Origin of the sequence: Pseudomonas sp. GV071, assembly GCF_003050835.1 — a bacterium.
GTDB lineage: Bacteria > Pseudomonadota > Gammaproteobacteria > Pseudomonadales > Pseudomonadaceae > Aquipseudomonas.
On the sequence record NZ_QAOJ01000006.1, the window covers coordinates 136,846 to 149,357 of the forward strand.

Consider the following 12,512-nt stretch of genomic DNA (forward strand, 5'->3'; position numbering starts at 1 on the left):
ATGTTCGGCATGATCAAAACGTGGAAGGCCCTGGAAGCCAAAGGCATCATGGGCATCAACCGGCGCAACGCGGACTACGTGCTCAAGTACAACAAGCGCAACCTGTACCCGATCGTCGATGACAAGATCATCACCAAGGAGCGGGCAATTCTGGCCGGCATCCATGTGCCGGAAATGTACGGCATCATCGAGACCGAAAAGCAGATCGACAAACTGCCGGAAATCATCGGTGACCGTCCGGACTTCGTCATCAAGCCGGCGCAGGGCGCGGGCGGTGACGGCATTCTGGTGATCGCCGACCGCTTCGAAGATCGCTACCGCACGGTGTCCGGCAAGATCGTCAGCCATGAGGAGCTGGAGCATCAGATTTCCAGCATCCTCACCGGTCTGTACTCGCTGGGCGGCCACCGCGATCGCGCGCTGATCGAATACCGGGTAACCCCGGACCAGATCTTCAAAAGCATCAGCTACGAAGGCGTGCCAGACATCCGCATCATCGTGCTGATGGGCTACCCGGTGATGGCCATGTTGCGCTTGCCGACACGCCAGTCCGGCGGCAAGGCCAACCTGCACCAGGGCGCCATTGGCGTGGGTGTCGACCTGGCCACCGGGGTGACCCTGCGCGGCACCTGGCTGAACAACAAGATCAGCAAACACCCGGACACCACCAACGCCGTCGACGGCGTGCAGCTGCCCAACTGGGACGGCTTCATGAAGCTGGCCGCCGGTTGCTACGAGCTGTGTGGCCTGGGTTACATCGGTGTCGACATGGTGCTGGACCAGGAAAAGGGCCCGCTGATTCTCGAACTCAACGCCCGCCCCGGCCTGAACATCCAGATCGCCAACGACTGCGGCCTGACCCACCGTGCCCATGCTGTGGAGGCACGGATTGCCGAGCTGACGGCGCAGGGCGTGGTGGAAACCGCGGAAGAGCGCGTGCGTTTTGCCCAGGGCCTGTTTGGCAACGTGCATAAAGCCGAGATCTGATCGCCGCCCTGCCTTGCAGACGTAAAAAAGCCCGCAACCAAGCGGGCTTTTTTATGCGCGAGGAGCTTACAAGCTCAGCTCACGGTTCGACGCCTTGATGAATTCCTGTTTCAGGTCTTCATAGGTGTGCACCGCCGGGAACTGCGGGAACTCGCGAATCACGTTTTCCGGGGCATGGAACAGGATACCGGCATGGGCTTCGCTGAGCATGGTGGTGTCGTTATACGAGTCACCAGCGGCGATCACGCGGTAGTACAGGCTCTTGAACGCCAGCACCGACTGACGCTTGGGGTCTTTCTGGCGCAGCTGGTAGCTCACCACGCGGTCAGTTTCGTCGGTGATCAGCTTGTGGCACAGCAGGGTCGGGAAACCCAGTTGGCGCATCAGCGGCTGGGAGAACTCGTAGAAGGTGTCCGACAGAATCACCACCTGGAAGCGCTCGCGCAGCCAGTCGACAAATTCCACAGCGCCTTCCAGCGGCTTGAGGGTGGCGATCACTTCCTGAATGTCGGCCAGTTTCAGACCGTGCTCATCGAGGATGCGCAGACGCTGCTTCATCAGCACGTCGTAGTCGGGAATATCGCGGGTGGTGGCTTTGAGCGCTTCGATACCGGTTTTTTCCGCGAAGGCGATCCAGATTTCCGGGACCAACACACCTTCCAGGTCGAGACAGGCGATTTCCACAGGGCACTCCTAAACAGGATTCAGAAAGAAGGCGGCACTCTAGCCGCTTGCCTGCGCCCACGCAACGCGGGGCGCCGACGCTTCTTCACTGAGGCTGATATTGCCTATCAGCGTTGCGTGCTGCAGGGCCGCAACGGATTTTGCTACCATCGCCCTCCCCTGCCGACATGACCCTGGAGCCCCGTAATGGACCTCGATCTGGAAACGCTCAACAGCCAATTCGCCAACGAACCGGAAAAACTGGTGGAGTGGGCACTGGGCCTGGGCAAGACCGCGATCTGCACCACCAACTTCCGTCCATTCGAAGCGGTGATCCTGCACATGGTCAGCCAGGTGAAACCGGACATCCCGATCATCTGGATGGACAACGGCTACAACACCGAAGCCACCTACAAGTTCGCCGATGAAGTGACCCGCGCGCTGAACCTCAACCTGATCACCTACCTGCCCAAACGCAGCCGCGCCCACCGCGAAGCGCTGGAAGGCCCGGTGCCGGGTCTGGACGATCCACGCCACGAAGCGTTCACCGAAGAAGTGAAACTGGAACCCTTCGCCCGCGCCCTGCGTGAAACCGCCCCACAAGTGTGGTTCACCGCCCTGCGCGCCACCGACACCGCCGTACGCGCCACCATGGATCCGATCAGCATCAACCCCGATGGCTTGATCAAAGTGGCCCCGCTGCTGCACTGGTCATCGAAAGACCTGTACCAGTACCTGACCAAACATGGCTTGCCGAATAACTTCGATTATTTCGACCCTACAAAGGGCGAAGATAATCGCGAGTGCGGGCTGCACATCAGCCACTGAGGCTTACGCCGCTCCTACAAGTTGCATAGACCCGTAGGAGCGGCTTTAGCCGCGATGCTTTTAGAGGCCCTGATTAGGGATCTGATCGAGCAAGTCGGTCGAACCCACGTCGATCCCCGCCTGAAACAGCAAGGTCGTGGCCTGCCCGCGGTGGTGGGTCTGGTGATTGAAGAAGTGCGCGGTCAGCGCGCCGAAGGGTTTCTGCTGGATGCCCTGGGAGTTCTGATAGCGCAACAGGTGCGCCAAGTCCGGTTGATGTACCTGCCCTGCCCAGGCACTGATGATGGCGTCCAACTGCTGGCGCCTATCCAGCAATTCCGCCAAGTCACTACAGAGCAAATCCCGCAGGCTGGCAGGTTTGCTAATTTCGGCCATCGCCCGCAACGCCGGAAAATCTGCCGGGTGCTCGCTAAAGCGTTTCAGCCAGACGATATCCCCCGCCACCACATGATTGAGGGTGGCAAACAGCGATGGAAAAAACGCCTGACGATCAGCCATCAATTGCGCCGTTGGCAGAGTGGCGGCGGCGGCATACAGCTTGTCGTTCATGGCCGCGTTATAGGCGGCCATCAAGACCAAGTGATCACAGCGGGACATCAACGCGCTCCTTGAAACGGCAAAATCAAGTTCGCGGCTAAAGCCCCTCCCACATGAATCACATTTGTCCATGTGAGCGCATTCCTCTGTGGGAGGGGCTTTAGCCGCGATGCGCTTGATCTTTGACTCCTTAAAAAAAGCGCCCATCAACGGGCGCTTTTTTGTCGGGGCAAATACGCTGTTAGTGAACGGGCAACTCCACTCCGTGGAACAGCTCTTCCAACTCCACTTTGTTGTGGCACTGAACGGCTTTGGCCATCACGTCGCGAGTCAGGTGCGGGGCGAACTTCTCAATGAAGTCGCACATGAAGCCACGCAGGAAGGTGCCGCGGCGGAAGCCGATCTTGGTCACGCTCGGCTCGAACAGTTCGCTGGCATCCAGCACCACCAAGTCCGGATCGAGCTTGGCGTCCACCGCCATCTTGGCGACGATGCCGACACCCAGGCCCAGGCGTACGTAGGTTTTGATGACGTCGGCGTCGGCGGCGGTGAACACCACTTTCGGCGTCAGGCCGCGGTGACTGAAGGCCTCGTCGAGCTTGGACCGACCGGTGAAGCCGAATACGTAGGTCACGATCGGGTATTCAGCCAGGGCTTCGAGGGTCAACTTGGGTAGCTTGGTCAGGGCATGGCCCTGGGGCACCACCACGCAGCGGTTCCAGGTGTAGCAAGGCATCATGATCAGGTCGTTGAACAGCTCCAGACCTTCGGTGGCGATGGCGAAGTCCACTGTACCGTCAGCGGCCATTTCGGCGATTTGCGTCGGTGACCCCTGGTGCATGTGCAGGGCCACGTCCGGGTATTGCTTGATGAAGTTGCTGATCACCGCCGGCAAGGCGTAACGCGCCTGGGTGTGGGTGGTGGCGATGGACAGCGTGCCTTTCTTCTCGTTGGAGAATTCCTGGGCGATCTGCTTGATGCTCTCGACCTTGCGCAGAATCTCGCCAGCGGTAGTGATGATGCGCTCACCAGCAGGGGTCACACGGGTCAGGTGCTTGCCGCTGCGGGCGAACACCTCGACACCCAACTCGTCCTCAAGCAGACGGATCTGCTTGCTGATACCCGGCTGCGAGGTATACAGGCTCTGCGCCGTGGCGGACACGTTGAGATCGTGGTGCGCGACTTCCCAGATGTAGCGCAGTTGCTGGAGCTTCATAAATATCCCTCAAAGCGAAAAGGCGACGCTGCAGACGCCAAAGGCGTTATATAACCATAGTAGTGGTTAGAAGACTAAATCTAGACTATTTCTTCGCATAAGAAGAGTCAGTCCAACTGCATCGCCTTTTCAACCGCCCCCGCGGCTTGTTTCAGATCTTGCTACCACTGCTGCTACACCTCGGCCCGTGTCCGGTGCTGAAGCATGGGCACCAGGTACACCGGCACCTCGGCCAACTGCACCAACCGCGCAGCCGTGCGGCCCAGGGGAATATCCTGAGAACTCGTGTGGCTGCTGTGGCTGCCGACCACCAGCAGGTCGACATTGAAGCGCTGCGCCTCAGCCAGGATCACCTGCGGTGGGTCACCCTGGACCACGCGCACCGCGCGGACCATCTGCATGTCCTGCTGGGCATCGCCCATTTCGTCGCGAAAGCCTTCGAACACCCGCTGCTCAATGCTGGCCAGCACACCGCTGAGGCCATTGGTGCGAATTTCCGTGAGTACCGCTTCGTCCAGGTAGGTTTTCAGTACCGATTCAGCGAACAATCCCATGGGTTCTACGGCATGTACCACGTACAGATCGGCTTTGAAGGCGCGGGCCATGGCCAGGGCATGCTGCAACACGTAAGGGGCGTAAAGGCCTAAATCGGTGGCGTAAAGAATCGAGCGAATCATGCGGCCTCCTAACTGCATTCTTAACGGCCTGGGTTGAGCTTAGCAGCGCTGGCTATAAATCCAGGCGCTGTTAGCAGTCCAAGACGAACGGGCAGGAGGCTGGCCAGGTTGGGCGTTACAGCAAGGGCTCGTTGCTGATGCCATGGGGAACGTGGCCGGTGGCGACCACCTCGCGACTTTTCTCGCAGTGGCCGGCCTGGTCATCGAAGAACACATCGGCGCCGAAGGTTTCCAGAATCGCGGTTTTCTCCAGGCCACCGAGAAAGTAGGACTCGTCCAAGCGGATGTTCCATTCGCGCAAGGTGCGGATTACCCGCTCGTGGGCCGGCGCCGAGCGCGCGGTAACCAATGCCGTGCGAATCGGGCAGCTTTCCTGCGGGAACTCCTGCTGCAGGCTGTGCAAGGCCGCCAGGAACGGCTTGAACGGCCCGCCGCCCAGCAATTCACGGGCCGACTCGCGCTCATGGGTCTGGAACGCCACCAGGCCACCGGCCTGATAGACCCGCTCGGACTCATCGGAAAACAGCACCGCATCACCGTCGAACGCGATGCGCAGTTCATTGCTGGCGGCGCGGCGGGCGCCGCCGGAGAGAATGGTCGCCGCGCCAAAACCGGCACGCAGCGCACTGCGCACGTCTTCGGCATGGGTGGAGAGAAACAGGTGGCAGCCGAACGCCGCCAGGTACGGATCGGGGCTGCGCCCACCGACAAAGGCGGCGCGGGAGATTTCCAGGCCGTAGTGCTGAATCGAATTGAACGCGCGCAGACCGGTGTCGGCGCTGTTACGCGACACCAGAATCACCTCCACCCGCTGTTGACCCAAGGCGGTGTTGAGGGCCAGGAGTTTTTCCACCAGGGGAAAGGCATCGCCAGGGGCGAGAATCTCTTCTTCGTGCTCAATCTGGTATTGGCGGTAAGCCTCCACGCCTTGGCTTTCGTAAATACGGTGACTTTCGCGCAGGTCGAACAGCGCCCGCGAGGAAATCGCCAATACCAGTTTGTCCCCCAGCCCTTTGCTCATATGCGCCTCAGCTCAGGTTACGTGCGTCGATAAAGGCCAGCTGTTGCTGCAACGCGCGGATGCGCGGCAAGTCGACCCCAGCCTGCTCAGCGGCGGCCAATGGCTCGGCATAGATGTACTGCAGCTCCAGCGGGCGCTTTTCCACGAAGTCGTGGTACATGCTCGGCAGGTAGTCGGGCATGCGGTCGGTGGAAGCCAGCAGCTTGTCGGCGAACACCTCGGGGATGGCGTAACCGCAGGCGGCGGCGCCCTGGATCACTTCTTTCATGATCGCCAGAATCAGCGCGCGGGTTTCGCCATGGGCCATCAGCGCAGTGGTTCCGGCGTTGAGCACCACCGAGAGACCGTTGTACGGCACGTTCCACACCAGTTTCTGCCAACGCGCCTGCGCCAGGTTGGGCATGGCGGTGGAGTCCAGACCGGCCGCCTTGAACAGCGCGGCGCCTTCTTCGGCAATCGCTAACTGGGCGCCAGGCTCAGTCGCCGGGCCGCTGTGGTAACCGAGGTTCACCCCGCCCAGGGCCTGGTGTTCGATCACACCGGGGCCGGAGCGATGGACGCAGATATAACAAAGGCCACCCAGCAGATGCAGCGACTCCGGCAGCAACGGCTGCAAGCCCTCTTCCACTGCCAGGCCGTTCTGCAACAACACCACCTTGGCGTTCGGCGCGGCGACCTTGGCAATCAAGGGCGCCAGCTCGGCGTTGCTGGTGCTTTTCGCACCCACCAACAGCCAGTCGCAGGCCGGCATATCGGCGGCATTGCAATATGCCTGAACGTTTGCAAGCGTCAGTGCACCATGCACGGCGCTGTTGAGTTGCAGGCCGCGCTCGGCTACGGCGGCATATTCGCTGCGCAACAGGAAATGCACATCAAAACCGGCGCGCGCCAGCATCAATCCGTAAAAACCACCGATGGCACCGGTACCGATAATGCCGATACGTGGGCTGGGGGATAACGACATCAGGGAAGCTCCTCAGGTGAACGGCTCAACGCCACGCCAATGGCGGCGTTCAGCTCGACCGGACTCAAGCGCGATTGCAGCGCGCCGAAAAATTGACCATCGCGCACGACGAACAGCGCTGGCAAGTGAAAAACCTCATAACGTTCGACCAGACCGCCATTGTTGGCAGCGTCGATCCAGCACAAGCGCTGTACGGAAAGGTCCATGCCTGGCAGCTCACGCCGCGCCCAGCGGCAACTGGCACAACCTATGCTGGTAAATAACAACAGCGATGTGCCAGGCCAATCGAGCAGCGCGTGATCTGCATCGAAATCCGACAGGTCGGTTTGCCTGGCTACACTGCTAGCAGTGATGCCCATAAGCCATCATCCAGTAGTGGAGTTTTGTCGTAATGCGCCAGTTTTTGCGTCATCCCAGTGATATGCCAGTTGAGGTAGTCCAGCGCAAGCACGCCTTCCTGCCCCGCCAGCGCCTGCACAATATCAGCCTCGGGGGCGTGGCCTGCAATTCCCCTAAAGGTTTTCGCCGCGGCACGGCGGTCGAGCTGCGCATTCCGCTGCTGGGCGAACAGGCGCGGTACAGCGGTGTGGTGGCCTGGTGCAAAAAACAGCCCGGCGACTACCTGGTCGGCATTGCCTTTATCGATGAAGAAACCCTGTTCCGCGCGCGAATGGTCGAGCAGGTTTGCCAGATCGAACACTACCGTCACCTGCGTGAGCTGGAACTGGGCCAACCGCTGCCCGTCGAAGCCATCGCCAAGGAATGGATCGCCGAGCACGCGGCCACCTTCTCCAACGTCAGCGGCCTGCACTAGCCGCCTGCCTCCGGGCCTGCCCTATCCCGTCATATTCCGCCCTATAAAGCACGAAAGCCCCATTGTCGAGGCGGGCCGTACGCGCTAAGGTTCCCACCCCCGTTACGCTCTGCGCTCTGTCGACAGATGGCTGGCGGCCAACTTCCGTGACCTGACTGACGACCTGACTGACGAGTAGCACGATGGCTGATTTACCGATCGATGACCTTAACGTTGCCTCCAACGACACCCTGATCACCCCCGACCAGCTCAAGCGTGAAATTCCGCTGACTGAAGCCGCGCTGCACACCGTGGTGCAGGGCCGTCAGGTGATCCGCAATATTCTCGACGGCAAGGACCACCGCCTGTTTGTAGTGGTCGGTCCTTGCTCGATCCACGACATCAAAGCCGCCCACGAATATGCCGAGCGCCTGAAGGTGTTGGCTGCCGAGGTGTCGGACACGCTCTATCTGGTCATGCGTGTGTATTTTGAAAAGCCGCGTACCACCGTCGGTTGGAAAGGCCTGATCAACGATCCGTACCTGGATGACTCGTTCAAGATCCAGGACGGCCTGCACATTGGTCGCCAGTTGCTGCTGGACCTGGCCGAAATGGGCCTGCCGACTGCCACCGAAGCCCTCGACCCGATCTCCCCGCAATACCTGCAGGACCTGATCAGCTGGTCGGCCATTGGTGCGCGTACCACTGAGTCGCAAACCCACCGGGAAATGGCCTCCGGCCTGTCCTCGGCGGTTGGCTTCAAGAACGGCACCGATGGCGGCCTGACGGTGGCGATCAACGCCCTGCAGTCGGTTTCCAGCCCGCACCGTTTCCTCGGCATCAACCAGGAAGGTGGCGTGTCCATCGTCACCACCAAAGGCAACGCCTACGGTCACGTGGTTCTGCGTGGTGGTAACGGCAAGCCGAACTACGACTCGGTGAGTGTGGCGGTGTGTGAGCAGGAGCTGAACAAGGCCGGCATCAGCCCGAACATCATGGTCGACTGCAGCCACGCCAACTCCAACAAGGACCCGGCCCTGCAGCCGCTGGTGATGGAAAACGTCGCCAACCAGATTCTCGAAGGCAACCAGTCGATCGTCGGCCTGATGGTGGAAAGTCACCTGGGTTGGGGCAACCAGTCGATCCCCAAAGACCTCAACGCCCTCAAGTACGGCGTGTCGATCACCGATGCCTGCATCGATTGGGACACCACCGAAAAAACCCTGCTGGGCATGCACAGCAAGCTTAAGGGCGTGCTACCTAACCGCCAGCGCGGCTAAGCGACACACTGCGCCAAGAAAAAACGCACCAATAAAAACGCCGGGCTTAGCCCGGCGTTTTTATTGGCCCTGCGATCAGTGCCGATCGCGGCGTTCCATATAGCGTTCAACGTAGGAGCACGACGGAATCACGGTGTAGCCCATGCGTTCAGCGTATTCCAGCGCCCGCTCCGTAAGGGCGGCGGCAATGCCACGACCTCGCAGGGAGTTGGGCACAAAGGTGCGATAGATATCGAGCGTCTGCTTACCCAAGTCCATATAGGCAAGGTATGCACGGTCACCGTCCACAGTGGTCTCGAATTGATGACCTGCCTGGTCATGGTTGATAGACAGCGCCTCGCTCATCACAACTCCTCAGCGGGTCTTAGAACATGACCCTTACCTTATCGATCTTATCCAAGCGCAGAAACATCTCCGCCGACCCCGAGCCAAATTGGACATTGAGGAAGGCCTTGCCGTTCTCCACTTTGCGCAGCACACCCTGATAATAGGTACCGTCATGGGTAATGAACTGCAAACGCTTGCCAGCGTATTCGGGCAGGCTGGCGACACTCACGAACTCATATTGCTGCGTCGCGGCTTTTGACTCAACTTTTTCTGCAACCACCAAATCGTTCGGCAATGCCTCTTTGCGCGCAGCCGGGTCGAACCAAGTGAAACCCAACGGCGTCACTGCCTGCTGATTGATCATCAGCGACGGGTGCAACATACCCAATACATCCTTGGCGTCGAAAAACTGTAGCCCATCCCAGCTCACACCCTCGTTCGGGCTGATTTCCAGGCGCAGCGACTGCGGGTCTTTGAGGTAGCGGCCGTAGGCTTCCAACACCGGCGCATCGAGCGCGATGCGCTGGCTACGCAGAACCTTGTCGAACTGCTCGATCGAGGTCTTAAGGTACGCCTCGCTGGTTTGCCCCAGCTTGCCGGCGCAGTACTCCTGCACTTTGCGTTGGTACTGGTTGTCGTTGATCTCGATTGCGACCAGCGACAACTCTGGCGGATGCACACGCATATCGCCCGGGTTATCCGACATATTGGCCAGGGCCAGCGTGACCTTGAGTTCACCCATGTCATGGGTGTCGGAGGTCATGGAAAAGTGCACGGTCTTCTTCGCCGGCGAGAACAGATAAGACAGTTCAGCGTCCGTTTCAAAAGTGCGGTAACCCATCTCCAGCAACTCGGTGGTGCCAATGAAACGCACCTTGCCGCAGCTCACTTCACTCATCGCGGTAAACAGACTGCGCTCGGCAGGCGCATCGTAGAGCTGTTGCATAAAGGGGCCGTGAACATCCAGGGCCAGCCCTTTCAGGTTGACCGCCAGCTGTTGCGGAAACTTGCCTTCGGCCAGGCTCTCCTTGAAGCGCAGCAGATCACCCAGGCCATTGAACTTCAATTGGGCGTGCTCTACCCGAACGCTGTCGCCCAATGCCGGCACTTGAATAGTGAGCTTCTCCAGGCCGACCCGGCCGTCAAAGGAAGAGGTAATGCCGCCGTAGCTGATATCCATAATCGGCGATAACTGGGCGATGGCGTCGTTCATGATTGAACGCACCGATAACCACAGTGACAGCTTGATTAACACGGCAATGGTAAGTGCCGCGAGCAAACCCCATTTAACAATCTTGGCCACGATGACGTCCTTGCTGTCTGAAGACACGCACTTTGCTGTAGGTCTTGTGCGGCGCAGCTTAACAGGCCGGCAAAGTGCCAGCCACTCCCCTACTTGGGGCCCGGCCAAAGGCTTTTATGCAGCTGTGAAGAGCAACTCGAAATGGACGATTTTTTAACGCTAATTGCCCGTCAAAGAGCGCCAAACACCTGATCAAGTATGGGCGAGCAATTATCCTGGGAATCCACCCGGACTGTCGTAAATGCGCACGCTGTGGGCGCAACTGGATAATTTTTATCCAGAGTGATTAACCACTTGCTTACATAGCGCTCAATTTCGTCAAAAAAAAGTGTTGTGCTGGCGCAACGTCCGTTTACTTACTACAAGTAATGAGTAGTATGTAGACCGGCAAATACCTCGAGCTCGGGGCAGTTGCTTTATGGAAAAAATGCACCTTAAGGGGAACACGATGAACAACGTTCTGAAACTCTCTGCTCTGGCTCTGGCCGCCGTTCTGGCTACCGGTTGCAGCAGCGTATCCAAAGAAACCGAAGCCCGTCTGACTGCTACCGAAGACGCAGCTGCTCGCGCTCAAGCTCGTGCTGACGAAGCTTACCGCAAAGCTGACGAGGCTCTGGCCGCCGCTCAGAAGGCTCAGCAAACTGCTGACGAAGCCAACGAGCGCGCCGCTCGTATGCTGGAAAAAGCCAGCCGCAAGTAATAGCCCCTGCGGCTATATAAGCCGGTCCCTCGCGGACCGGCTTTTTTTTGCGTGGTGGAAAGAGCTCGAGGCTGAAGCCTCTCCTACAAAGAATCACCGAACCCTGTGGGAGAGGCTTCAGCCTCGAGTTTTTGACTTTCCAACGTCCACAAAAAAGCCCGCAGCAGCGGGCTTTTTGTTGCGGCTGAGGCTTACTGCGCGACAGCTGCCGTGTTGGTCATCACCGCGCCTGGCACGGCGATTTCGACCGGCAGGCCGTCTTCGGCAGCCACCACATCACGCACCACTTCCCAGTCCAGGCTCACACCGTTGGACAGGTCATCGCGCTTGAGCAGGGCGTTGATCACCGCGGTGTGCTTGTCTACCACCGACGGATTGCCGTTGTCGTCCAGCGGGGTGTGGGCTTCGAGGTAGACCTTGCCGCCGCTCACGCCGAATTTGTACGGGTCGTTGAGGATGCGCACTTTGGTTCCCACCGGAACCATCTTCGCCAGTTCCAGCACGTTGTTGTTGAGCATGCGGAAGCAGCCGTGGCTGACGCGCATGCCGATACCGAACTTCTTGTTCGAGCCGTGAATCAGGTAACCCGGCAGGCCGAGGTTGAATTTGAACGGCCCCAGCGGGTTGTTCGGCCCTGGTGCCACCACGGTTGGCAACGGGTCGCCATCTGCCGCGTGCTCAGCTCGGATCGATGCTGGCGGGTACCAGGCCGGATTGGCGGTCTTGGCAGTGATGGTGGTCTGGTTGATCGGCGAACCCCAGCCCTCACGACCAATACCCAGCGGGTAGGTGTGTACCACGTTCTCGCCTTTCGGGAAGTAGTACATGCGGTACTCGGCGAGGTTGATCACGATGCCTTCGCGTGGGCCGGGCGGCAGCACGAAACGGGTTGGCAGAATGATCTGCGTGCCAACGCCTGGCAGCCAGGGGTCCACACCCGGGTTGGCGGCGACCATCTCCAGGTAGCCCAGGTCGTTGGCCACGCCGATGTCGGCGAAGGTGTCTTCGTACTTGGCGGTGATGACCTGAACCTGGCCAATGATGTCTTCGCCCGGTGGCGGCAGCGGGAATTCCAGTGCTGCGGCAGGGCCGACCGCGAACAACGCGGCGAGTGACAGGGAACGGGCGACTGCAGGAGCGCGCGACAACATCCGGTGATCCTTGGCTGAGTTAGCGAGTAGAGAAAAGACGACGATTGTACACGCGCGTACGCCGG

The 12,512-nt window shown here is 59.6% G+C and carries 15 protein-coding genes; 5 read left to right on the forward strand and 10 right to left on the reverse strand.

Going from position 1 to position 12,512, the window contains the following annotated elements; translation table 11 throughout:
* Positions 1 to 987, forward strand: a complete 987-nt coding sequence (locus C8K61_RS13170; protein ID WP_108096707.1) for an alpha-L-glutamate ligase-like protein — start codon at positions 1 to 3, stop codon at positions 985 to 987.
* 66 nt (positions 988 to 1,053) lie between these two features.
* Here C8K61_RS13170 and thrH read toward each other — a convergent pair whose 3' ends face one another.
* Positions 1,054 to 1,671 (reverse strand): bifunctional phosphoserine phosphatase/homoserine phosphotransferase ThrH, encoded by a 618-nt coding sequence (gene thrH / locus C8K61_RS13175; RefSeq protein ID WP_108096708.1) that lies wholly within the window; start codon positions 1,669 to 1,671, stop codon positions 1,054 to 1,056.
* Positions 1,672 to 1,857: 186 nt separating this feature from the next.
* Here thrH and C8K61_RS13180 point away from each other — a divergent pair, with 186 nt between their 5' ends.
* Positions 1,858 to 2,478, forward strand: a complete 621-nt coding sequence (locus C8K61_RS13180) for a phosphoadenosine phosphosulfate reductase family protein (RefSeq protein WP_108096709.1) — start codon at positions 1,858 to 1,860, stop codon at positions 2,476 to 2,478.
* A gap of 60 nt (positions 2,479 to 2,538) precedes the next feature.
* Here C8K61_RS13180 and C8K61_RS13185 read toward each other — a convergent pair whose 3' ends face one another.
* From C8K61_RS13185 to C8K61_RS13210, 6 genes are all read right to left on the reverse strand, one after another.
* Positions 2,539 to 3,075: a DinB family protein gene (locus C8K61_RS13185; protein ID WP_108096710.1), complete on the reverse strand. Its 537-nt coding sequence runs from the start codon at positions 3,073 to 3,075 to the stop codon at positions 2,539 to 2,541.
* A gap of 181 nt (positions 3,076 to 3,256) precedes the next feature.
* Positions 3,257 to 4,231 (reverse strand): HTH-type transcriptional regulator CysB, encoded by a 975-nt coding sequence (gene cysB, locus C8K61_RS13190; RefSeq protein WP_108096711.1) that lies wholly within the window; start codon positions 4,229 to 4,231, stop codon positions 3,257 to 3,259.
* Positions 4,232 to 4,404: 173 nt separating this feature from the next.
* A complete protein-coding gene (locus tag C8K61_RS13195) occupies positions 4,405 to 4,908 on the reverse strand; it encodes a universal stress protein (protein ID WP_108096712.1) in 504 nt (167 codons plus the stop codon).
* Between the two features lie 115 nt (positions 4,909 to 5,023).
* Positions 5,024 to 5,929 carry a 5'-nucleotidase gene (locus tag C8K61_RS13200; RefSeq protein WP_108096713.1) on the reverse strand — a complete coding sequence of 302 codons (906 nt, stop codon included), beginning with the start codon at positions 5,927 to 5,929 and terminating at the stop codon, positions 5,024 to 5,026.
* Between the two features lie 7 nt (positions 5,930 to 5,936).
* Positions 5,937 to 6,893, reverse strand: coding sequence for a putative 2-dehydropantoate 2-reductase (locus tag C8K61_RS13205; RefSeq protein ID WP_108096714.1), 957 nt, complete (start codon positions 6,891 to 6,893; stop codon positions 5,937 to 5,939).
* A complete protein-coding gene (locus C8K61_RS13210; RefSeq protein ID WP_108096715.1) occupies positions 6,893 to 7,252 on the reverse strand; it encodes a thioredoxin in 360 nt (119 codons plus the stop codon). Before C8K61_RS13210 ends, C8K61_RS13205 begins: the two co-directional genes overlap by 1 nt.
* Positions 7,253 to 7,284: 32 nt before the next feature.
* Between C8K61_RS13210 and C8K61_RS13215 the strand changes: the two genes are divergently transcribed.
* Positions 7,285 to 7,707: a PilZ domain-containing protein gene (locus C8K61_RS13215; RefSeq protein ID WP_108096716.1), complete on the forward strand. Its 423-nt coding sequence runs from the start codon at positions 7,285 to 7,287 to the stop codon at positions 7,705 to 7,707.
* Between the two features lie 182 nt (positions 7,708 to 7,889).
* Positions 7,890 to 8,966: a 3-deoxy-7-phosphoheptulonate synthase gene (locus C8K61_RS13220; RefSeq protein WP_108096717.1), complete on the forward strand. Its 1,077-nt coding sequence runs from the start codon at positions 7,890 to 7,892 to the stop codon at positions 8,964 to 8,966.
* Positions 8,967 to 9,041: 75 nt separating this feature from the next.
* Here the strand turns inward: C8K61_RS13220 and C8K61_RS13225 are convergent, their stop codons facing one another.
* The gene (locus C8K61_RS13225) at positions 9,042 to 9,311 is read right to left on the reverse strand and encodes a GNAT family N-acetyltransferase (protein ID WP_108096718.1); all 270 of its coding nucleotides are present in this window, start codon (positions 9,309 to 9,311) and stop codon (positions 9,042 to 9,044) included.
* A gap of 19 nt (positions 9,312 to 9,330) precedes the next feature.
* Complete coding sequence (locus C8K61_RS13230; protein WP_108096719.1) at positions 9,331 to 10,596, reverse strand: hypothetical protein; 1,266 nt, start codon at positions 10,594 to 10,596, stop codon at positions 9,331 to 9,333.
* Positions 10,597 to 11,044: 448 nt separating this feature from the next.
* Here C8K61_RS13230 and oprI point away from each other — a divergent pair, with 448 nt between their 5' ends.
* A complete protein-coding gene (oprI, locus tag C8K61_RS13235; protein WP_108096720.1) occupies positions 11,045 to 11,296 on the forward strand; it encodes an outer membrane lipoprotei OprI in 252 nt (83 codons plus the stop codon).
* A 191-nt stretch (positions 11,297 to 11,487) separates the two neighbouring features.
* On the opposite strand, the gene C8K61_RS13240 is transcribed toward oprI, so the two are convergent.
* Positions 11,488 to 12,447: a L,D-transpeptidase family protein gene (locus C8K61_RS13240; RefSeq protein WP_108096721.1), complete on the reverse strand. Its 960-nt coding sequence runs from the start codon at positions 12,445 to 12,447 to the stop codon at positions 11,488 to 11,490.
* Between the last annotated feature and the right edge of the window lie 65 nt (positions 12,448 to 12,512).